This window comes from Variovorax sp. LG9.2 (genome assembly GCF_035018885.1).
GTDB lineage: Bacteria > Pseudomonadota > Gammaproteobacteria > Burkholderiales > Burkholderiaceae_C > Variovorax.
Genome location: NZ_JASJXB010000001.1, coordinates 272,017 through 294,020, shown reverse-complemented (window position 1 = coordinate 294,020; position 22,004 = coordinate 272,017). Strand labels below are relative to the sequence as shown.

General features: G+C 65.2%; 20 protein-coding genes. 13 read left to right on the top strand and 7 right to left on the bottom strand.

The genetic code is table 11. The annotated features are described in order from the left end of the window. Nucleotides 1-3: 3 nt before the first annotated feature. The 13 genes from QN413_RS01295 to QN413_RS01235 all read left to right on the top strand — a co-directional run bounded on the left by QN413_RS01295 (nucleotide 4) and on the right by QN413_RS01235 (nucleotide 15,480). Nucleotides 4-1,509: a UDP-N-acetylmuramoyl-L-alanyl-D-glutamate--2,6-diaminopimelate ligase gene (locus tag QN413_RS01295; protein ID WP_323495013.1), complete on the top strand. Its 1,506-nt coding sequence runs from the start codon at nucleotides 4-6 to the stop codon at nucleotides 1,507-1,509. Further along, the gene (locus tag QN413_RS01290) at nucleotides 1,506-2,984 is read left to right on the top strand and encodes a UDP-N-acetylmuramoyl-tripeptide--D-alanyl-D-alanine ligase (RefSeq protein ID WP_323494868.1); all 1,479 of its coding nucleotides are present in this window, start codon (nucleotides 1,506-1,508) and stop codon (nucleotides 2,982-2,984) included. Before QN413_RS01295 ends, QN413_RS01290 begins: the two co-directional genes overlap by 4 nt. An 18-nt stretch (nucleotides 2,985-3,002) precedes the next feature. Next, complete coding sequence (gene mraY, locus QN413_RS01285) at nucleotides 3,003-4,181, top strand: phospho-N-acetylmuramoyl-pentapeptide-transferase (RefSeq protein ID WP_323494867.1); 1,179 nt, start codon at nucleotides 3,003-3,005, stop codon at nucleotides 4,179-4,181. A gap of 10 nt (nucleotides 4,182-4,191) precedes the next feature. After that, a complete protein-coding gene (gene murD, locus QN413_RS01280; protein WP_323494866.1) occupies nucleotides 4,192-5,904 on the top strand; it encodes a UDP-N-acetylmuramoyl-L-alanine--D-glutamate ligase in 1,713 nt (570 codons plus the stop codon). After that, nucleotides 5,901-7,202, top strand: a complete 1,302-nt coding sequence (ftsW, locus tag QN413_RS01275) for a putative lipid II flippase FtsW (protein ID WP_323494865.1) — start codon at nucleotides 5,901-5,903, stop codon at nucleotides 7,200-7,202. Before murD ends, ftsW begins: the two co-directional genes overlap by 4 nt. Then, the gene (gene murG, locus QN413_RS01270; RefSeq protein WP_323494864.1) at nucleotides 7,199-8,314 is read left to right on the top strand and encodes an undecaprenyldiphospho-muramoylpentapeptide beta-N-acetylglucosaminyltransferase; all 1,116 of its coding nucleotides are present in this window, start codon (nucleotides 7,199-7,201) and stop codon (nucleotides 8,312-8,314) included. Before ftsW ends, murG begins: the two co-directional genes overlap by 4 nt. After that, on the top strand, nucleotides 8,311-9,786 hold the full coding sequence (gene murC / locus QN413_RS01265) for a UDP-N-acetylmuramate--L-alanine ligase (protein ID WP_187054353.1): 1,476 nt from the start codon (nucleotides 8,311-8,313) through the stop codon (nucleotides 9,784-9,786). Before murG ends, murC begins: the two co-directional genes overlap by 4 nt. After that, nucleotides 9,783-10,754: a D-alanine--D-alanine ligase gene (locus QN413_RS01260; protein WP_323494863.1), complete on the top strand. Its 972-nt coding sequence runs from the start codon at nucleotides 9,783-9,785 to the stop codon at nucleotides 10,752-10,754. The genes murC and QN413_RS01260 overlap by 4 nt, the downstream gene beginning before the upstream one ends. Further along, nucleotides 10,754-11,602: a cell division protein FtsQ/DivIB gene (locus tag QN413_RS01255; protein ID WP_323494862.1), complete on the top strand. Its 849-nt coding sequence runs from the start codon at nucleotides 10,754-10,756 to the stop codon at nucleotides 11,600-11,602. Before QN413_RS01260 ends, QN413_RS01255 begins: the two co-directional genes overlap by 1 nt. 21 nt (nucleotides 11,603-11,623) lie before the next feature. Next, nucleotides 11,624-12,853 carry a cell division protein FtsA gene (gene ftsA, locus QN413_RS01250; protein ID WP_187054356.1) on the top strand — a complete coding sequence of 410 codons (1,230 nt, stop codon included), beginning with the start codon at nucleotides 11,624-11,626 and terminating at the stop codon, nucleotides 12,851-12,853. A gap of 166 nt (nucleotides 12,854-13,019) precedes the next feature. Then, nucleotides 13,020-14,237, top strand: coding sequence for a cell division protein FtsZ (gene ftsZ / locus QN413_RS01245; protein ID WP_187054357.1), 1,218 nt, complete (start codon nucleotides 13,020-13,022; stop codon nucleotides 14,235-14,237). Nucleotides 14,238-14,341: 104 nt separating this feature from the next. After that, nucleotides 14,342-15,265 (top strand): UDP-3-O-acyl-N-acetylglucosamine deacetylase, encoded by a 924-nt coding sequence (lpxC, locus tag QN413_RS01240; RefSeq protein ID WP_187054358.1) that lies wholly within the window; start codon nucleotides 14,342-14,344, stop codon nucleotides 15,263-15,265. A gap of 38 nt (nucleotides 15,266-15,303) precedes the next feature. Further along, nucleotides 15,304-15,480: a hypothetical protein gene (locus tag QN413_RS01235; protein WP_187054359.1), complete on the top strand. Its 177-nt coding sequence runs from the start codon at nucleotides 15,304-15,306 to the stop codon at nucleotides 15,478-15,480. Between the two features lie 21 nt (nucleotides 15,481-15,501). Here the strand turns inward: QN413_RS01235 and oxlT are convergent, their stop codons facing one another. From oxlT to aroE, 7 genes are all read right to left on the bottom strand, one after another. Further along, nucleotides 15,502-16,785, bottom strand: coding sequence for an oxalate/formate MFS antiporter (oxlT, locus tag QN413_RS01230; protein WP_323494861.1), 1,284 nt, complete (start codon nucleotides 16,783-16,785; stop codon nucleotides 15,502-15,504). Between the two features lie 342 nt (nucleotides 16,786-17,127). After that, on the bottom strand, nucleotides 17,128-17,772 hold the full coding sequence (locus tag QN413_RS01225; protein WP_323494860.1) for a Pr6Pr family membrane protein: 645 nt from the start codon (nucleotides 17,770-17,772) through the stop codon (nucleotides 17,128-17,130). Between the two features lie 46 nt (nucleotides 17,773-17,818). Further along, complete coding sequence (ruvC, locus tag QN413_RS01220) at nucleotides 17,819-18,364, bottom strand: crossover junction endodeoxyribonuclease RuvC (RefSeq protein ID WP_323494859.1); 546 nt, start codon at nucleotides 18,362-18,364, stop codon at nucleotides 17,819-17,821. A 25-nt stretch (nucleotides 18,365-18,389) separates the two neighbouring features. Then, nucleotides 18,390-19,424 (bottom strand): phosphatidate cytidylyltransferase, encoded by a 1,035-nt coding sequence (locus QN413_RS01215; protein ID WP_323494858.1) that lies wholly within the window; start codon nucleotides 19,422-19,424, stop codon nucleotides 18,390-18,392. Between the two features lie 25 nt (nucleotides 19,425-19,449). Beyond that, nucleotides 19,450-20,325, bottom strand: a complete 876-nt coding sequence (locus QN413_RS01210) for a lysophospholipid acyltransferase family protein (protein ID WP_323494857.1) — start codon at nucleotides 20,323-20,325, stop codon at nucleotides 19,450-19,452. Nucleotides 20,326-20,353: 28 nt separating this feature from the next. Further along, nucleotides 20,354-21,127, bottom strand: coding sequence for a transglycosylase domain-containing protein (locus QN413_RS01205; protein WP_323494856.1), 774 nt, complete (start codon nucleotides 21,125-21,127; stop codon nucleotides 20,354-20,356). A 12-nt stretch (nucleotides 21,128-21,139) separates the two neighbouring features. After that, entirely contained in the window at nucleotides 21,140-21,976 is an 837-nt protein-coding gene (gene aroE, locus QN413_RS01200) for a shikimate dehydrogenase (protein WP_323494855.1), read from the bottom strand. Nucleotides 21,977-22,004 lie beyond the last annotated feature (28 nt).

The following is a 22,004-nucleotide window of genomic DNA, read 5'->3' as shown; positions in this document are numbered from 1 at the left end:
CCGATGACGATGCTCACCAACCCGGCCGAAGCGGCAACATGGCTCAAGTCGCGCGTGCGCGGCGTGCTGCATGCCGACAGCCGGCCGGTCGGCACGGGCGACGGCTTCATCGCCTGGCCCGGTGCGGCAACCGATGGCCGCAAGCATGTGGCGGCAGCGCTGGCGCAGGGCGCTGCGGCCTGCCTGGTCGAGCAGAAGGGCGTCGAGGCTTTCGGATTCGAAGACGATGCCATTGCCAGTGAAGCCATTGCCAGCTACGCAGGCCTGAAGGCGGCGACCGGCCCGATCGCCGCCGCCTACTACGAGGCGCCATCGCGCGCGCTCGACATCCTGGCCGTGACCGGCACCAACGGCAAGACATCCACCGCGTGGTGGCTGGCGGAGGCGCTGATGCAGGCGCGCAAGGCGCCGTGCGGTGTCGTCGGCACACTCGGCATCGGCGTGCCACCGGATCTGAACTACACCGGCCTGACGACGCCCGACCCTGTCGTGTTGCAGCGTGAACTGCGCGCCTTAGTCGATCGCGGTTTTGGCGCCTGCGCTATCGAGGCGTCGTCCATCGGCATCGCCGAGCGACGTCTGGACGGCACGCGCATCGCCGTCGCCGTGTTCACCAATTTCACGCAGGACCACCTCGACTACCACGGCGACATGGACGCCTACTGGCAGGCCAAGGTCGAGCTATTTCGCTGGCCTGGCCTGCGCGCGGCGGTGGTCAATCTCGACGACGTGCACGGCGCGAGCCTGGTGGGCAATCTCGTCGAGGCCGGTGTCGGTTCGCTCGATGTGTGGACCGTGTCGGCTGCCGGCGCCCCCGCTCGATTGATGGCAAAAGACATCGGCTACGACGCGGCGGGATTGCAGTTTTCTGTGATCGAGCAGGGTGCGCCGAGCCAGCGGCTCGCGACCCAACTGATCGGCCAATACAACGTCGACAACTTGCTCGGCGTACTCGGCACCTTGCGCGCCCTGGGCGTGGGCCTGGCCGATGCTGTCGATGCCTGCCGCCACTTGAGCAGCGTGCCTGGCCGCATGGAGCGCATCAGCGTGCCGGGTCATCCGCTCGCGGTGATCGACTACGCACACACGCCCGACGCGCTCGACAAGGCGCTGGCCGGCCTGCGGCCGCTGGCACAGCAACGCGGCGGCGCGCTGTGGTGCGTATTCGGCTGCGGGGGCGATCGCGACGCGATGAAGCGGCCGCTGATGGCCGCCGTGGCCGAGACGCGCGCCGACCGGCTGGTCGTGACAAGCGACAACCCGCGCAGCGAAAAGCCAGGCTCGATCATCAGTCAGATCCTGCTCGGGCTGGCCAATCCTGATGCCGCACAAGTCGAGGTGGACCGTGCCGCCGCCATTGCCGAAACGCTGGCGCAGGCGAAGCCCGAAGACGTCGTGCTGATCGCCGGTCGTGGTCATGAAGCGTGGCAGGAAATCGCCGGTGAACGCATCGCGTTTTCGGACCGCACGCATGCGGTCGACGCGCTCACGCGACGAGGTGCCGCATGAGCGCCGCGCCGATGCACTCGCCGATGCACTCGTCGATGATGACGTTGGGTCAGGTTCAGCAATGGCTGCCTGGGTCGAAGCTGATCGGTGACGCCGCCACGCCGATTCAGCGTGTGCACACCGACACCCGCACGCTGGGTGTCGGCGACTTGTTCGTCGCACTCAAGGGCGAGCGCTTCGACGCCAATGACTTCCTGGCCGATGCCAAGGCAGCCGGCGCGGTCGCAGCCATCGCGCACGGTGGGCTAGAAGCCGCAGGCCTCTCGGGATTCGAAGTGCCCGACTCGCTCGCCGCACTCGGCGAGCTTGCCTCCGGCTGGCGCTCGCAGTTCGAGCTGCCGCTGGTAGCGGTGACCGGTAGCAACGGCAAGACCACCGTCACCCAGATGATCGCGGCGATCCTGTTCGCGGCCTGCGACGATCGTGCGCTGGCCACCGCTGGCAACTTCAACAACGAGATCGGCGTGCCGCTCACGCTGCTGCGCTTGCGTGGTTGCCACACGCGTGCGGTCGTCGAACTCGGCATGAACCATCCGGGCGAGATCGCGCGCCTGGCCGCGATGGCGCGTCCGACCATCGCACTGGTCAACAACGCCCAGCGCGAGCACCAGGAATTCATGGCGACGGTGGAAGCCGTGGCGCAAGAAAACGGTGCCGTATTGACCGCGCTGCCGGCCAACGGTACGGCCGTGTTTCCGTTTGGCGATGTCTTCACCGCGCTCTGGAGCGACCTGGCGCGAGCGGGTGCTTCGCGCCGCTGCCTGACATTTGGCGAGCACGAGGGTGCCGACATCGCGCTGCTTGCCGCCGACTGGCAAGACGGTGCCTGGCGCCTCGCGGCGCGCACGCCGATCGGGCCGCTGCAATGTACGCTGCGCATCGCCGGTCGGCACAACGTCATCAATGCCCTGGCGGCTATCGCCTGTTCGCTGGCGAGTGGCGTTTCGCTGGAAAAGATCGTCGAAGGGCTCGATGCGTTCGAGCCAGTGAAGGGGCGTTCGCGTGCCAGCGCGCTGCGGCTCGCGAATCAACAGGTGATTACGCTGATCGACGACACCTACAACGCCAACCCCGACTCGGTGCGCGCAGCTATCGAGGTGCTCTCGGCATTGCCGGGACCGCGCCTTCTGGTGATGGGCGACATGGGCGAGGTCGGCAATCAGGGTGCGGGCTTTCATGCCGAGGTCGGCGCCTGGGCGCGTCAGCGCGGCATCGAAACATTCTTTGCACTCGGGCAGGACTCGCGGCACAGCATCGACGCCTTCGATGCGCGGACCGACGTCACGCGCCGCCTGGTCGGCGAGCATTTCAGCGACATCGCAGCGCTCAACGCCGCAGTGCTCGCCGCGCTGCCGAACGTGGCCAGCGTACTCGTCAAGGGCTCGCGCTTCATGCGCATGGAGCGCGTAGTGCAGGCCATAGAGGCAACGACCAAAACAACGAGCAACAACGAGGAGGCCGGACATGACGCATGAACCGCGCACGCACGCACCATGCTGATGAGCCTGGCCCAATGGCTGCAAACGCTGTCGCCCGAGTTCGGGTTTTTGCGCGTGTTCCAGTACCTGACGTTTCGGGCGCTAATGGCCGCGACCACTGCGTTGCTGATCGGCCTGGCGGTGGGCCCGTATGCCATTCGGCGCCTGACCGCACTCAAGATCGGGCAGCCGATTCGCGGCTACGGCATGGACTCGCATTTGACCAAGAGCGGCACGCCGACGATGGGCGGGGTGCTGGTGCTTTTCTCGATCGCCTTCGCGACGCTGCTGTGGTTCGACCTGTCGAACCGATTCGTCTGGATCGTGCTCTGGGTAACGCTGGGTTTCGGCGCCATCGGCTGGGTCGACGACTGGCGCAAGGTGGTGCGCAAAGACCCCGAAGGCATGCGCTCGCGCGAGAAGTATTTCTGGCAGTCGGTGGTCGGTCTGGTGGCCGGCTTCTATCTGCTCTTCAGCATTTCGGAAAGCTCCAATTGGCGCGTGGTCGAGTTGTTCTACGCATGGGTGCGCTCGGGGTTCGACTTGAGCTTTCCGCCCAAGATCAATCTGCTGGTGCCGTTCTTCAAAGAGGTGAGCTACCCACTCGGCGGCATCGGCTTCGTCATCCTCACCTACCTCGTGATCGTGGGCTCCAGCAACGCGGTCAACCTGACCGACGGGCTCGACGGGCTGGCGATCATGCCGGTCGTCATGGTGGGCTCGGCGCTCGGCGTGTTCGCGTACGTCACGGGCAGCTCGGTGTACTCGCGCTACCTGCTGTTTCCGCACATCCCGGGCTCGGGCGAATTGCTGGTGTTCTGCTCGGCGATGGCAGGCGCGGGGCTCGCTTTCCTGTGGTTCAACACACACCCCGCGCAGGTCTTCATGGGCGACGTCGGCGCACTGGCTTTGGGCGGCGCGCTCGGCACCATCGCGGTCATCGTGCGGCAGGAAATCGTCTTCTTCGTGATGGGCGGCATCTTCGTGGTCGAAGCGCTCTCGGTCATGGCGCAGGTCACGTACTTCAAGTACACCAAGAAGCGCTATGGCGCCGGGCGGCGCGTGCTCAAGATGGCGCCGCTGCACCACCACTTCGAAAAAAGCGGCTGGAAAGAGACGCAGGTCGTCGTGCGTTTCTGGATCATCACGATGCTGCTGTGCCTCGTCGGCCTGTCGACACTGAAGTTGCGCTAGACAAGAACCGATGAAGCACCTTCAAGATCTTCACGTGCTCGTTCTGGGCCTCGGTGCGTCCGGCCTGGCGATAGCGCGCTGGTGCGCGCGCCACGGCGCGCATGTGACCGTTGCCGACACGCGTGAAGCGCCGCCGCAACTTGCGACGCTGCAGCAAGATGTGCCTGGCGCGACCTTCGTCGGCGGCGCGTTCACTGCAGCGCTGGTGGAGGGCACGCCGGTGCGTGCGGTGTATCGCTCGCCGGGGCTGTCGCCGGAAGCGATCGCGCCGGTCGCCGATGCGGCGCGCGCGATAGGCCTGCCGGTCGCCGGTGAACTCGACCTGTTCGCGCAGGCGCTCGCCGATCTGCGCATCGCGCCGGACGCGCCTGAAGTGCCTGTCGAGGAAGCCGTTGCGGAGCCGACGCCGGTCGAACCGGAAGCCGAAGCCGGCGAACAGACGGACGACGACGTAGAGGCCGATCTCGAAGTTGCCGTCGCGTTGGCCGAAGACGATGAAGAAGCTGCCGTAGCGCCGTTGCCCGTCATCGTTCCGCCTGAAGCGCTCAAAGGCTACACACCCGCCGTTCTTGCTGTCACCGGCACCAACGGCAAGACGACCGTCACTGCGCTCACAGGTCAACTGGTCGAGCGCGCCGGCAAGACGGTCGCGGTTGCCGGCAACATCGGCCCGACACTGCTCGACACGCTGGCTGCGCACATGGATGCCGACACGCTGCCGCAGGTGTGGGTGCTCGAACTTTCCAGTTTCCAGCTCGACGGCGTGCAGGGCTTCGAGCCAACGGCTGCCGTCGTGCTTAACGTCACGCAAGACCACCTCGACTGGCACGGCGACATGGTGGCCTATGCGGCTGCCAAGGCGCGCGTTTTCGGCGCACGTGGCCCGATGATCCTGAATCGCGACGACGCCACGGTGATGGCGATGTTGCCGCCGCCCGTTCGGGCCAAGCTGCAGCGCCCGCAGGTGCGCGCGCATGTGACCTTCGGCGGCACCATGCCACTGCGTCCGGGCGACTACGGCATCGAGCAGATCAACGGCATGGGTTGGCTGGTGCGTGCACTCGAAGCCGACGAAACGCAAAAGCGCAAACGTGGTGCGGCGGTCGAAGAAGAGATCTTCATGCAGCGCCTGATGCCAGCCAACGCGCTGCGCATTCGCGGCCAGCACAACGCGCTCAACGCGCTCGCCGCACTGGCGCTCGCCACCGCGGCCGGCTGCCAGCTTGCGCCGATGCTCTACGGCCTGCGCGAGTACCGCGGCGAGCCGCACCGCGTCGAGTCGATCGCCACCGTGGACGAAGTCGAGTACTTCGACGACAGCAAGGGCACCAATGTCGGCGCGACCGTGGCCGCGCTCAACGGCCTGGGTGCCGAACGCAAGCTGGTCGTGATCCTCGGGGGCGAGGGCAAGGGGCAGGACTTTTCGCCGCTCGCCGAACCGGTGCGCAACTTTGCGCGTGCCGTGGTGCTGATCGGGCACGACGCGCCACTCATCACCGAGGCACTCGCGTCTACCAACGTGCCCTTGGTCCAGGCCGCATCGATGGACGAAGCTGTGCAGCTCGCAGCCCGTAGCGCGCGGCCGAGCGATGCGGTGCTGCTGTCGCCGGCGTGCGCCAGCTTCGACATGTTCCGCGACTACGGCCACCGTGCGGCGGTGTTCCGCGACGCGGTGCAGGCGCTGGCCGATATGCCGCGCGAAACTTCGGGAGCGCCGGCATGAACACCAGTTCCGCGACGTTGCACACTTCCGATGCCGCACCGGGCCGTTTCGGCGGCTGGTTCGGCCGCGCAAAACGCAGCATCGATGCGTTGCCGATCCATCTGCCGGTGCATCTCGGCAGCGCCGGCACCACGCAAACCAAAGCCGCGCCGATGCGCGTGCTCGGCTTCGACCAAGCGCTGGTCTGGGTCACGATTGCCCTGCTCGCATGGGGCATGGTGATGGTCTATTCGGCGTCCATCGCGCTGCCCGACAACCCGCGCTTCATCCGCCAGGGTTACGGCCCCTACTTCTTTTTGACGCGCCACATCGCCTCGCTGATCGTCGCCTTCATCGCCGCATTGCTGACCTTCCAGATACCGATGAAGACCTGGGAGCGCGTTGCGCCCTGGCTGTTCGTCGTCTCGCTGCTGCTGCTGGTGGCGGTACTCATTCCGCACGTCGGCATCAGCGTCAACGGCGCGCGCCGCTGGTTGCCGCTGGGCTTCATGCGCTTCCAGCCGTCGGAGCTCGCCAAAGTCGCGATGGTCTTGTATGCCGCCAGCTACATGGTGCGCAAGATGGAGATCAAGGAGCGCTTCTTTCGCGCCGTGTTGCCGATGGGCGTTGCAGTCGTGGTGGTCGGCATGCTGCTGCTGGCCGAGCCCGACATGGGCGCCTTCATGGTGATCGCCGTCATCGCGATGGGCATCCTGTTTCTGGGTGGCGTCAACGCACGCATGTTCTTCGTGATCGCCATGCTGGTGGTGGTGGCCTTTGCCTCGATCGTGGCGTCGAGTTCATGGCGCCGCGAGCGCATCTTCGCGTACCTCGATCCGTGGAGCGAGCACAACGCGCTCGGCAAGGGCTACCAGCTGTCGCATTCGCTGATCGCTATCGGCCGCGGCGAGATCTGGGGCGTCGGTCTGGGCGGCAGCGTCGAAAAACTGCACTGGTTGCCGGAAGCGCACACCGACTTCTTGCTGGCTGTCATCGGCGAAGAGTTCGGCCTGGTCGGCGTGCTGCTCGCCATCGGCCTCTTCTTGTGGCTGACGCGCCGGGTCATGCACATCGGCCGCCAGGCCATCGCGCTCGACCGCGTGTTCTCCGGTCTGGTCGCGCAGGGCATCGGCATCTGGATCGGCTTTCAGACTTTCATCAATATGGGAGTGAACCTGGGCGCATTGCCTACCAAGGGCCTCACGCTGCCGTTGATGAGCTTCGGTGGTTCGGCCATCCTGTTCAACCTGATCGCGCTGGGCATCGTGCTGCGCATCGACTACGAGAACCGCGTGCTGATGCGCGGTGGTCGCGTATGAGCGCAGTCATCCATCGCACCGCGCTGGTGATGGCCGGCGGCACCGGAGGACACATCTTTCCGGGACTGGCCGTGGCCGAAGCCTTGCGCACGCGCGGCTGGAACGTGCATTGGCTCGGCGCGCCGGGCAGCATGGAAGAAAAGCTCGTGCCACCGCGCGGCTTCGTTTTCGAGCCGGTGCAGTTTGGTGGTGTCCGCGGCAAAGGTCCGCTCACCTTGCTGCTGTTACCCATGCGCCTGTTGCGCGCCTTGCTGCAAAGTATCGCGGTGCTGCGCCGCGTGCGGCCCGACGTGGTGGTCGGCCTCGGTGGCTACATTACTTTCCCGGGCGGCCTGATGAGCGTGCTGCTCGGCAAGCCGCTGGTGCTGCACGAACAGAACTCGGTGGCTGGCCTCGTCAACAAGGTGCTGGCGAGCGTTGCCAACCGCGTTTTCACCGCGTTCCCCAATGTGTTGAAGAACGCGACGTGGATCGGCAATCCGCTGCGCGAGGCCTTCGTGCAGCAACCGGCGCCGGCCCTGCGCTTTGCCGGCCGCAGCGGGCCGCTCAAGCTGCTGGTGGTCGGCGGCAGCTTGGGCGCCAAGGCGCTCAACACCATCGTGCCGAAAGCGCTCGCAATGATCGCGCCGGCCGTTCGGCCGACCGTCGTACATCAGAGCGGCGCCAAACAGATAGACGAGCTGCGTGCCAACTACGCGGCCGCCGGCGTGCAGGGCGAACTCACACCCTTCATCGAAGACACCGCTCGTGCCTATGCCGACGCCGACCTCATCGTCGCGCGAGCCGGTGCCAGCACCGTGACTGAAATCGCGGCCGTCGGCGCAGCAGCGCTGTTCGTGCCTTTTCCTTCGGCGGTGGACGACCACCAGACCACCAACGCGCACTTTCTAGTCGACGCGGGCGGCGGCTGGATCGTTCAACAATCTGAACTGACCCCTGAATTGCTGGCCGACTTGCTACAAAAAACCGAACGCGCAACGCTGCTGGACAAAGCTTCCAGGGCGAAGACGATGCAGAAGACCGAGGCTGTCGAAGCAGTCGTGCGCGCCTGTGAAGAACTCGCCGCGAAGCGGGCGGAGAAGAAGTCGTTGAAGAAGGAGGCTCGCCCATGAAGCACGCCATTCGTCACATCCATTTCGTCGGCGTCGGCGGTGTCGGCATGAGCGGCATTGCAGAGATATTGCTGAACCTCGGCTACCGCATTTCGGGCTCCGACCTGTCCGACAGCGCCACGCTCAAGCGGCTGGCGAGCCTCGGCATCACGACCTTCGTCGGGCACGACGCGTCGAACATCGCCGGCGCCGATGCGGTGGTCACCTCGACCGCCGTGCAGGCCGACAACGCCGAAGTGCTGGCCGCGCGCGAGAAGCGCATTCCCATCGTGCCGCGTGCTTTGATGCTGGCCGAGCTGATGCGCCTGAAGCAGGGCATCGCCATCGCCGGCACGCATGGCAAGACGACAACGACGAGCCTGGTCGCGAGCGTGCTCGCCGCCGCGGGGCTCGACCCGACCTTCGTCATCGGCGGTCGCTTGAACAGCGCGGGCGCCAACGCCAAGCTCGGCAGCGGCGACTACATCGTGGTCGAGGCAGACGAGTCGGACGCTTCGTTTTTAAACTTGCTGCCGATCATGGCGGTGGTCACGAACATCGACGCCGACCACATGGAGACATACGGGCACGATTTCGCGAAGCTGAAAAAAGCCTTTGTCGACTTCCTGCACAAGATGCCGTTCTACGGCGTTGCCATCCTTTGCACCGACGACGAGGCGGTGCGCACCATCGTGACCGAGGTGTCGTGCCCGGTGACAAGCTACGGCTTCAACGAAGACGCGCAAGTGCGCGGTGTGAACGTGCGTGCCGTCGGCGGCCAGATGCACTTCACCGCGCAGCGCCGCAACGGCATCACGCTGCCGGACCTGGACATCGTGCTGAACCTGCCGGGCGAGCACAACGTGCTGAACGCGTTGTCTGTCATCGCGGTCGCGGTCGAGCTCAACGTGCCAGACGAAGCGGTGCAGCGCGGCCTGGCCGACTTCAAGGGCGTGGGCCGCCGCTTCCAGAGCTACGGCGATGTGCCGGTGCAGGCCGTGCAAGGCACGCACGCCACCGGCAGCTTCACCGTCATCGACGACTACGGGCACCACCCGGTCGAGATGGCCGCGACCATCGCCGCGGCGCGCGGTGCCTTCCCCGGCCGCCGCTTGATGCTGGCGTTTCAGCCGCATCGCTACACCCGCACGCGCGATTGCTTCGAAGACTTCGTCAAGGTCATCGGACAAGCCGATGCGGTGCTGCTGGGCGAGGTCTATGCCGCGGGCGAGCAGCCGATCGTCGCCGCAGACGGCCGCTCGATGGCGCGCGCACTGCGCGTCGCCGGCAAGGTCGAGCCGGTGTTCGTCGACGACATCCTCGCGATGCCGCGAGCCATTCTGGACAATGCGCGCGAAGGCGATGTCGTGATCTGCATGGGAGCTGGATCGATCGGTGCGGTGCCGGGCAAGGTTGTCGAACTCGGCGGTGGCGCAGCGGGTGCCGTGCCGGCCAAAGACGAGCGCTTCACGCGCGAAGGACGGGCGCTATGAACCTCTTTCACGAACCGGCTGCTTTCGGCAAGGTCGCCGTGCTCTTCGGCGGTACCTCGGCCGAGCGCGAAATCTCGAACTTGTCTGGCGCCGGCGTGCTGCAGGCGCTGCAATCGCGCGGGGTCGATGCGCACGCGTTCGATCCGTCGGTGCGTGAGCTGGTCGCGCTCAAGCACGAAGGCTTCACGCGCTGCTTCATCGCGCTGCACGGTCGCCATGGAGAAGATGGCACGGTGCAGGGCGCGCTGGAACTGCTCGGCATTCCGTACACGGGCTCGGGCGTGATGGCTTCGAGCGTGGCGATGGACAAGGTCATGACCAAGCGCATCTGGCAAGCAGATGGCCTGCCGACGCCCAAGTACGTGCGCCTGGCGTTCGATCAGCAAAGCCGCGAGCAGATTCTCGCCGTGCCCGATGTGTTGGGCCTGCCGCTCATCGTCAAGCCGCCACGCGAAGGCTCGTCCATCGGCGTGACCAAGGTCAGGGGTTATTCGGAAATGCAGGACGCGGTGTCGTTGTCCGCGAAGTACGACACCGATGTGCTGTGCGAGGAATTCATCGAAGGCGAGGAAGTGACCTGCGCCTTGCTCGGCCACGGCCTCGATGCGGAAGCGTTGCCGGTGGTGCGCATCGCCGCACCCGAAGGCGCCTACGACTACCAGAACAAGTACTTCACCGACGACGTCAAGTACCACTGCCCGAGCGGCCTGCCCGAAGCCGAAGAGCGCCACGTTCAGCAGATCGCGCTGGCGGCTTACCGCACGCTCGGGTGCCGCGGCTGGGGCCGTGCCGACGTGATGATCCGCGCCAGCGACCGCAAGGCGTTTCTGCTCGAGATGAATACGTCTCCCGGCATGACCACGCATTCGCTGGTGCCGATGTCGGCGCGCGCCGCAGGCATCGACTACCCCGACTTGTGCCTGCGCATCCTGGCGTCGGCTTCGCTCGATTCGAAGGGAGTGCATTGATGGCAGATGCGCTTCCCGTGCCGTTCGACGTCAAGATCATGAACATCACCGCGACGCTCATGTTCGCGCTGGTGGCCGTCATGTTGCTGGCGGCGGGCGCGTGGTGGGTGCTGCGTCAGCCGTTCTTCCCGATCGCGGCGATCAAGGTCGACGGCGAGGTGACGCACAACAACGCCATCACGCTGCGCACCAATGTCGCGCCGCAACTGGCGGGCAACTTCTTCACCGTCGATCTGGCCAAGGCCCGGACGGCATTCGAGTCGGTGCCATGGGTCCGCAAGGCAGTGGTGCGGCGCGAGTTCCCCGACAAGCTGCGTGCCACGTTGACCGAACAAGTGCCGGTCGCGCACTGGGGCGAAGAAGCCGATTCGAAACTGGTCAACGGCTTCGGCGAGGTGTTCGAAGCCAACGTCGCCGAGGTCGACGATTCTCTGCCGCGTCTGCAAGGGCCCGGCGACAAGGCCGGCCCTGTCCTCGGCATGTACCGCGTACTCGAGCCGCTGTTCGCGCCCTACGACCTGGTCATCGACGAGCTCGCGCTGTCGAGTCGTGGCAGCTGGGAAGCCACGCTCGACACCGGCGCCGTGATCGAACTCGGCCGCGGCCAGAGCGAGGAAGTGGCGGCACGGACCCAGCGCTTCTTGAAGACCGTGACGCAGGTCGCGGGCCAGTACGGCCGCTCGCTCTCTTCTGTCGAGAGTGCCGACCTGCGACACAACGATGCTTACGCGCTGCGCTTGCGCGGCGTCACCACGGGCGCGCCCGAACCGAAGCCTGCTGCAGCGGCCAAGCCAACGGCCAAACCTGCAGCCAAGCCTTCGGTCAAGCCGGCCCCCAAGAAGAATTAAAGAACACCGAGGACATCTTCCATGCCCAAAGAATACAAAGACCTCGTCGTCGGACTCGACATCGGCACTGCCAAGGTGATGGTGGTGGTGGCCGAAGTGCTGCCGGGGGGCGAACTCAAGCTGGCCGGGCTCGGTGTCGCGCCCAGCAATGGCCTGAAGCGCGGCGTGGTCGTCAACATCGACGCCACGGTGCAGAGCATCCAGCAGGCGCTGAAAGAGGCCGAGCTGATGGCCGACTGCAAGATCACCCGGGTCTATACCGGCATCACCGGCAGTCACATCCGCGGCATCAACTCCAGCGGCATGGTGGCGGTCAAGGACAAGGAAGTAACGCCCGCCGATGTGGCCCGCGTGGTCGAGACGGCACGTGCCATCAACATCTCGAGCGACCAGCGTTTGCTGCTGGTCGAGCCGCAGGAATTCGTGATCGACGGCCAGGATGTGAAGGAGCCGATCGGCATGAGCGGCATGCGGCTCGAAGCCAAGGTGCACATCGTGACCGGTGCCCAGAGTGCGGCCGAGAACATCATCAAGTGCGTGCGCCGCTGTGGCCTGGAAGTCGACCAGCTCATGCTGAATCCACTGGCGTCGAGCCAGGCGGTACTGACCGAAGACGAGCGCGAACTGGGCGTGTGCCTGGTCGACATCGGCGCCGGGACGACCGACGTCGCGATCTTCACCAACGGCGCGATCCGTCACACCGCGGTGATCCCGATCGCCGGTGACCTGATCACCAGCGACATCGCGATGGCGCTGCGCACGCCGACCAAGGACGCCGAAGACATCAAGGTCGAGAACGGATACGCCAAGCAATTGCTGGCCGACCCCGACACGCAGGTCGAGGTGCCGGGTCTCGGCGACCGCGGCCCGCGCATGTTGAGCAAGCAGGCGCTGGCCGGCGTGATCGAGCCGCGCATCGAAGAGATCTTCCAGCTGGTGCAGCAGGTGATCCGTGAATCCGGCTACGAAGAAGTGCTGTCGTCGGGCATCGTGCTCACGGGCGGCAGCGCGGTCATGCCCGGCATGGTCGAACTCGGCGAAGACATCTTTTTGAAGCCAGTCCGGCGCGGCATTCCGAAGTACTCGAGTGCGCTGTCCGACATGGTCGCTCAGCCGCGCGCCGCAACCGTCATGGGCCTGCTCGAAGAAGCCCGATTCGCACGCATGCGGGGCTTCAAGGTGGCGCAAAAGAACGGCTCGGTAAAAACTGCTTTCGGGCGTTTCAAAGACTTCATCGTGGGGAACTTCTGACCATGAAGATCCACACACTCTGGCTGGCACGGGCCGGGCCTCCACGTCATTTCAACGAGCGATGGCGACGCACCGGGCCGCCATCCTGACGACATCCGGTGACTCGCTACCTCTCAGAAAAATTCATCCCTAAACAACGGCAACTGCAAATTCACGGAGTTAAAAAATGGCCATCGAAATGATCGAAGTCGAAGAATTCAACCAGGGCACGCAGATCAAGGTGATCGGTGTCGGCGGCGGCGGCGGCAACGCGGTCGCGCACATGATGGAGCGCGGCGTTCAGGGTGTGCAGTTCGTCTGCGCCAACACCGACGCGCAGGCGCTTACACGCAGCAACGCGCACAAGATCATCCAGCTCGGCACCAGCGGCCTCGGCGCCGGCAGCAAGCCCGACCGGGGCCGCGAAGCCGCCGAAGCCGCGGTGGACGACATCCGCGCGGCCATCGACGGCGCGCACATGCTCTTCATTACCGCCGGCATGGGCGGCGGCACGGGCACGGGCGCTGCGCCCGTGATCGCGCGCATCGCCAAGGAGATGGGCATCTTGACCGTTGGCGTGGTCACCAAGCCCTTCGACTGGGAAGGCGGTCGCCGCATGACCAACGCCGATGCCGGCCTGGCCGAGCTCGAAGCCAATGTCGATTCGTTGATCGTCGTGCTGAACGAAAAGCTGCTCGATGTGCTGGGCGACGACATCACGCAGGACGAAGCTTTCGCGCACGCCAACGACGTGCTGAAGAACGCCGTCGGCGGCATCTCTGAAATCATCAACGAGTACGGCGGCGTCAACGTCGACTTCGAAGACGTGCGCACCGTGATGGGCGAGCCGGGCAAGGCCATGATGGGCACCGCTGCGGCGGCCGGCCCCGACCGTGCGCGCATCGCAGCCGAGCAGGCCGTTGCTTGCCCGTTGCTCGAAGGCATCGACCTGTCGGGCGCCAAGGGCGTGCTGGTTCTGGTGACGGCATCCAAGGGCTCGCTCAAGCTGAACGAATCGAAGCTCGCGATGAACACCATTCGCGCCTACGCCTCGCCTGATGCGCACGTGATCTACGGCGCGGCGTACGACGAAACGCTGGGCGACGAAATGCGCGTGACCGTGGTCGCCACCGGCCTGTCGCGGCAAGACGCGCGCCGTCAGGCGCCGACGCTGGAAGTCATCCGCACCGGCATGGGCACGGGCACCGATGGTCCTTTCAACGTGCCGACGCTGGGCGGCATGGGCCAGACCGGCGCGCACGGCAAGCCCAACTACGAAGGCATGGCAGTGCCGAGCGTGTGGCGCACCAACCGCACCATGGCCGCGGCCAAGGTCGATGCGTTGTCTTCGGGCGGCATGGACGACTTCGAAATCCCCGCTTTCCTCCGCCGCCAGGCGGATTGATGACGGCAAAAGCGGCGTGAGTTCAACGTGACTTCCGCGTGACTATTGCGGACATAGCCAGGCGCACGGCGCGCCTGGCGTCTGGCGCTTCTAAAATTGTCGTCGTGTTGCAACAACGAACGCTCAAGACCATCAGCCGCGCCGTCGGCGTGGGGCTGCACAGCGGACAACGCGTCGAGTTGACGCTGCGGCCGGCGCCGGTCGATACGGGCATCGTCTTCAGACGCACCGATTTGCCAGAGCCCGTAGAGATTCGCATGACGGCCGAAGCGGTGACCGACACGCGGCTGGCCTCGACCATTTCGACTGGGGGCGCCAAGGTGCAAACGGTCGAGCACCTGATGTCGGCCTGTGCCGGGCTGGGCATCGACAATCTTTACATCGACATCACGGCCGACGAGGTACCGATCCTCGACGGTTCGGCGTCGTCCTTCGTTTTTTTGCTGCAAAGCGCAGGCATCGAACTGCAGAAGGCGGCGCGCAAGTTCATTCGCGTCACGCGCAAGGTCGAAGTGCGCGAGGGCGAGGGCGCCAACGAAAAGTGGGCGTCGCTCGAACCCTTTCATGGCTACAAGCTCGCCTTCCAGATCGACTTCGATCACCGGGTCGTGAACCTGATGGGTCAGCGCTTCGAGTTCGACCTGGGCAGCGGTTCTTACAGCCGAGACATCGCACGGGCCCGCACCTTCGGCTTCACCAAAGAGGTCGAGTACATGCGCAGCAAGGGCCTGGCGCTCGGCGGCGGTCTCGACAACGCCATCGTGATGGACGACACCAAGGTACTGAACGCGGGCGGTCTCCGCTACGACGACGAACTGGTCAAGCACAAGATCCTCGACGCGATGGGCGACCTTTACATCGTCGGTCATCCGCTGCTGGCGTCTTACACGGCGTTTCGTTCAGGCCATGCCATGAACAACAAGCTGCTGCGCGAACTCATCTCCCACAAGGACGCGTGGGAGATCGTGACGTTCGACGACGTGAAGAAGGCCCCGGCCGGCTTCGCGGAAGTCGAACGCGCCTGGTAGGCGACGGGTCGCGACCGGTTTTTCGAGCGCCACGATCGATGTTGCTTTTTCGCTGGGCTATCCTGCTTTTCCTGCTGATGGCGGGCGTGTCTTTTGCGTTCTACGCGGGCACCGGCCAGGTCAAATACCGCCGCTTCGGCTGGATCGTTTTGAAGTGGACATTGCTCGCTGCGTTCGGCTTCTTCGCCGTGCTGATCGCTGAACGCGTAGCCTGAGCGGCCAACGCGCCATCGCCCTCACTTGATCGTTGCGGTGTCCGCGAGATAGCGGCGGCGCCAGGGTTTGAGCACCAGCAGCGCCAGCAGGGCGGCGATGATGTCGAGCGTGATCGCGGTAGCGAACACCGGATGCCAGCTGCCGGTCTTCTCGTGCATCAGCGATGCCATCGGGCCGCCGAGGATCGAGCCGATGCCTTGCGAGATGTAAAGCCAACCGTAGTTGGCGGTGGCGTGCTGCGTGCCGAAGGTATCGGTCAGCGTCGATGGAAAGAGCGAAAAGATCTCGCCCCAGCCGAAGAACACCACGCCCGACAGCAGCACGAACAGCACTGCGTTCTCTCGCGTCAGAAGCCAGAGTGTCATGGCCACGGCTTCCAACGCAAAAGCGAAGAACATGGTGTTCTCACGGCCAACGCGATCGGAAATCCAACCGAAGAAGGGGCGGGTGAGGCCATTGGTGAGGCGGTCGATGGTGAGCGCCAGCGGCAGCGCCGCCAGGCCGAATACCAGCACGCTGGCCACGCCGAAATCGCGCGAGAAGCTGGCCATCTGCGAGGTGACCATCAGGCCCGAAGTCGACATCATGGTCATCATGCAGAACATCAGCCAGAACAACGGATTGCGCAGCATCTGACGCGGCGCGAGGTCGGTGCCCGTGGTCTGCTGGGCGTGCAGAGGTGCAGCACGCTTCAATGCAGGGTCGGGCGAGCGCAGCGCCTGTGAGGCGATCACGCCGACGAGCGCGAACACCAGTCCGAACTGCCAGAGCGTGCTTTCCAGGCCTTTGCCGGCCAGCGCCGAGGCAATCGGAAAGGTCGTCAGGATCGCGCCCATACCGTAGCCCGCAGCCACCATGCCAACCGCGAAGCCGCGGCGGTCCGGGAACCAGCGCACCATCTGGCCGACCACGCCGATATAGACGATGCCGGTGCCCAGGCCGCCGATCAGACCGTAAGTGAGGTAGAGCATGCCGATGCTGGAGGCCTGCGAGGCCAGCATCCAGCTGAGGCCCGACAGCAGCGTGCCGATAGAGATCAGTCGGCGCGCGCCGAAGCGCTCGATCAGCCGACCCTGGAACGGGGCGAAGAAGGTCTGCAACACGATCAACATGGAGAAGGTGATCTGCAGTTGCGACAAGGGCACGCCGAGCTTGGTCGACAGCGGCTTGGTAAAGAGCGTCCAGACGTATTGCGGACTGGAGATCGCCATCATGCAGATCAAACCGATCAGCAACTGGAACCAGCGGTTGTGCAGGAGTCCCGTCGTACTGGCCGGCGCCGAGGTATTGGCGAAAGTGGTCATGGTCTTTCTATCGGGGGAGGGAGGAGGAGAAAAGCGTTCCCATGCGGCCACGCTACCGTCGCTGCGCGGGTGGAGTGGGCCGCCGGGTCGAGCGAAAAGCTGCAGCCGCGGCTCTGCCGGTTGACGCCGCTCCGTGCATCAAGCGTGTGGGGTGCCGCAGCCGTGCCACGGCTGCTCCGGGTAGAAGGAAGGTGCATTGCGATTGCGTCGCTCGGGTATTGCGTCTGATTTATGAACGCATAAATCTCGAGCAGACGCAGTGCACGATTCATGCCTATTTACGACATGAGAATTCCCGATAAAAGAACGAGGCGCGGGGCAACGCCGCACCAGCTCCGTGCGTCAGCCGAAGCGCTTGCGTCGCGCCCGCGCGTTCGACACCGCGACCAGGATCAGGCCCAGCACCACGAAGCACACCAGCAGCCCTAGCGCATTGAGCAGCGCCTGGCCATAGCCGATGGCCAGCACGTCGATGAACGGATACGGATACGACTGCAGCACCTCGCCTCGCAACAGCGCGTAAGCGAGGTAGCCGACCGGGTACAGGCACCACACCAGCGGCGCCCACCACGGCAGACGACGGCCCGGAAGCACCAGCAGCCAGTGTAGGAAGAACAGGATCGGCATCACGTAGTGCAGCAGCATGTCTGCGATCCACTGCATGCCTTGCGGCGCCCAGACGTGGCGCAGCAGCAGGTGGTAGACGATGCCGACGACCAGGATGCTGGCGACGGCGCAGCCCTGGACCATGGGCCTCGCCGCGAAGCGTCCGAGGGTGGAGTCGGGCGCCACGAGTGGCAGCAGCAGTGCCAGCGCGACGAAGAGATTGGTCAGCACCGTGAAGTAACCGAGGTAGATCACGATGCCCATCAGCGCCGGCTTGCCACTCGCGGCGGTCATGCCGACCGACAGGTTCAGTTGCAACAGCAGGGCGAACCACGCGATGATGCAAAGAGCGAAGCTGGACTGGCGTGCGGTGGGCGTCATGGGTGCGTTGTGTTCGAAGGCCGTGGATCGGCGGTTTGTCTGCTGCTCATCGGCTGCGGCCGGCGCGATATTGGCCGCTGGGCGGTTGCGAACCCGTCGCTTCGGCCAGCCGCGCCAGCGAGCGCCCAACGTGGGCGTGCGTGATCGCGATGCCGAGTGCATCGGCCGCATCGCTGCCGGGCAAACCCGGCAAGTTGAGCAAGCGCTTGACCATTTCTTGCACCTGCGTCTTGGCTGCATTGCCATGGCCAGCCACGGCCTGCTTCATCTGCAGCGCGGTGTACTCGGCCACGCTGAGGTTGCAGGTGACCAGCGCCGTGAGGCAGGCACCGCGTGCCTGGCCCAGCAACAGCGTCGACTGCGGATTGACGTTGACGAACACGATCTCGACCGCCGATGCATCGGGCTGGTAGCGCGCCGCGACTTCGCCGATGCCGTCGAACAGCACCTTGAGACGCGCCGGCAGGTTGGTTCGCTCCAGATGTTTCGTGCTGATGGTGCCGCTCGCGACGTAGCTCAGCGTCTGGCCGGCGACATCGACCACGCCGAAGCCGGTGGTCTGCAGGCCGGGGTCGATGCCGAGGATGCGCATGAAAAAACAGTGTCGGGTGCTGCGGCTAGACGCCGAAGTACCAGCGCACCGAATGAAAGAACACAGGCGCCGCGAAGCACAGTGCATCGACGCGGTCGAGCAGCCCGTTGGCGCCGGTCACGCCCATGCCCTTCGGACCCCAGTTGGGAATGCCGCGATCGCGCTTGAGCGCCTTCATGACGAGGTGCCCCATCGACCCGGCGACGCAGGCGATCAACGACATCGCCAGCGCCTGGCCGTAGCCGAACGGCGTGATGAAAGACATCAGCGCGCCAACCACGCTGGCGATCGCCATGCCGACCGCCCAGCTGACCCAGTTGAAGCTCTGGCTCACGTTGGGCGCGAACGGTTCGCGCTGCAGCCAGCGCCACATCTTGGGGCCTGCATCGAGCGGCGAGTAGGCGAAGCGGCGCGCGATCAAGTGCTGCACCACCATGCAGGTCTGCACCACGAACACCAGGAAGAACACGAGAAACGCGCTCTTGCCTTCGAAGCCCGGGAACGACAGCAACAGCAATGCCGGCACGTGGCTCATGCCGTAGACACAGACCGTGATGCCCCACTGCAGCTTGGCGTTGCGTTCGAGAAACTGGTGAGGGTCGTTCGACAGCGCGCTCACCACCGGAATGGCAAGGAACACGTAGACCGGGATGAACACGGTGAAGAGGTCGAAGCGCGCCGTCGCGACCAGAATGAACTGGATCGGCAGCACCACGAAAAACGCCAGGATCAAACTGCGATGGTCGCCGCGCCGCGTCGGCGACAGTGTGATGAACTCTCGCAGCGCCAGGAACGAGATCAGCGCGAAGAGCAGCGTGGCGACGCCTTCCCCAAGCGCCCAGCCGACCCAGAACACGACCACCATGAACCAGGTGGTGCTGAGCAGTTGCTGAAAGACCTTGAGCTCGCGTCGCCACGATTCGCTGTGCATCGCGTTGCGCCGTTCGCGCAGGCTGATCAAAAAGGTGACGGTGCTGACGATGGCTAGCACGCCGAACACCAGGAGGAAGAGGGCAGCGACCTGGTGGGCCGGCGAAAGGTCGCGCAAGAAATGGTTCATCTCGATGGCTGGATCGATGCGGGAGTCAAACGCTGCGCAGCGCGACGACGGCCTCACGCGCGCGATCGAGAAACGGGCGGCGCTCCTCGCCTTCTTCGAGCCGGATGGGCGCGCCGAAGGTGACCGAGCACAGGATCGGCACCGGCACCACTTCGCCCTTGGGCATGACGCGCTGGATGTTGTCGATCCAGGCCGGCACCAACACCACCTCGGGGAACAACTGCGCCAGCGTGAAGAGGCCCGACTTGAACTTTTGCGGTTCGCCGGTATGGCCGCGCGTGCCTTCGGGGAAGATGATGATCGAGTCGCCGCTGGTGAGGGCTTCGATCAGCGGAGCAAGCGGGTCGGCGGCTCCCGGTGCGGGCGAGGCTATCGCATCGGATGCAGTTGCAGTTGCAGTTGCTGCCGATGAAGCCGACGCGTCGGGCTCTGTCGACGGCAATGCAATCAGAGGCAGTTGAACCGCCTTGACTGCGAACGCCGCCGGTGCCGGTGGCGGCACCTGGATCATGAACGGCTCTATCGGGTCCATCGAGGGTTCGATGCGCGCGGTCGGTATGAGGGTTGGAACGGCAGGCTTGGTGGATGCCGATGCGGCCGGCGCAGAAGGCACTAACGGTGCTCCGCCGCGCTCCACGTACACCGCGTTGAACACCTCGGTCGTGATCCAGCGCTTGAACGGTGTGTTGGCCCAATAGTCGCGCGCCGCAATGGGCCGCGTGATACTGCGCAGCTCTTCGGGCAGGGCCGCCCAGATCATCACGAGGTCGGCATGGCTTTGGTGGTTGGCAAAGTAGATGCGCTGTTCGGCCTTGGGCGGGCATCCGTACCAGCGTGCCTGTGCCCCGGTCAATAACCGCACCACTCCCAACAACAACCAACCCGTCAACTTCGCCAGCATGGGCGCGATGATAAGGGGGCGGTACCGTTCAGGGCACGTCGGCCGACGGCATGCGCGCGACGATCGTCGCAGCGCGGCCGCTGATGTAGGCCGAGCCGGGTCGACGCTCGAAGAACTTCGGGCTCGGCAGCATCACCGCCAGCCGTGCGGCCTCGGTGGCGCTGAGGCGCGACGCGGACTTGCTGAAGTAGCGCTGCGATGCCGCTTCAGCGCCGAACACGCCTTCGCCCCATTCGACGCTGTTCAGGTACAGCTCCAGGATGCGCTGCTTGCTCAAGAGCGTTTCCAGCACCGTCGCGAGCATCAGCTCCTGACCCTTGCGCAGGAGGGTGCGTTCGCCCGACAGAAAGAGGTTCTTGGCAAGCTGCTGAGTGATGGTCGAGCCACCGCGCAGCTTGGCCGTTTGCGGCGACTTGCCGCGCGCGATGGCGGCGGCGGCGCGCCGTGCCGCAATCTCTTCAGCCTTGGCGTTGCGCTGGCGGGCTCGTTCGATGGCTTCCCATTCGACGCCCTGGTGGTAGATGAACTCACCGTCTTCGCTGGCAATGACCGCGCGCTTGAGCGTGTCGGAAATCTGCGCGTACGGCACCCAGCGTTGCTGCCAGGCGCGGTCGCCGGCGCGGCTTCCGCTCGCGTCCCCGTTGCTGCGTCCGCGTGTCGCAATCTGCCAGGCTTCGGAGCGCTGGAAAGCTGTCGACTGTGGATCGATCACGGCCATCAACGCGATGCGCGCGACAAAAAACAACTGCAGCGCGATGGCCGCGACGATGAGGCACATGAGCCAGGTGAAGAAAGCGCGCATTGGTTGAGCTGCTCACCCAACCAGCGCACGCAATTCAGCGAGCACTTGCGCTGCCGGCGGCCGCACGCCACGCCATATCTCGAAGGCCTCGGCCGCCTGTTCGACCAGCATGCCGAGGCCGTCTCGCGGCACCGCACCGTGTGCGCGCGCCCATGCCATGAAGCCGGCGGCCGAGGGCCCGTACATCATGTCGACGGCCAAGGTGCCGCGCTTCAATACGCTGGCCGCAACGGGCACCTCGCCACCCGCCAGGCTAGACGCCGTGGCGTTGACGACGACGTCGAAAGCGCCCTCGATGGTGTGCAGCGCTTGCGCTTCGAGGCTCGCGTGATGCTGGAGCGCCAACACTGCATGCCGCTGGACCAGCACGATGGCTTTGGCCAGCGTGCGGTTGGCGACGACGACGCGGCGCGCACCGGCTTCGAGGATCGGGCCGAGCACGCCGGCCGAGCCGCCACCGGCGCCGATCAGCAGCACGTCGCAACCTGCGAGCGCCACGTCGGCGTTGCGTTGAATGTCGTTCACCAGGCCGATGCCGTCGGTGTTGTCGCCATGCATGCCATCCTTGCGAAAGCTCAACACATTGACCGCTTGCGCCAACGTGGCGCGCGGCGTCACATGCTGCGCGAGTCGCGCCGAGTCGAACTTGAACGGCACGGTGATGTTGCAGCCACGTGCTGTGCCGGAAGTGTCGGCACGAAACGCCGACACCGCTGCATCGAAACCGTCCATCGGCACCAGCCGGCGCTCATAGCGCAAGGCCTGGCCAGTGAGTTCCGCAAAGCGCGCATGAATCCACGGCGAGCGGCTGTGCTCGATCGGGTTGCCCATCACGCAGTACAGGTCCATGGTGGTTTCGGGCGGCCTGGCTCGATGC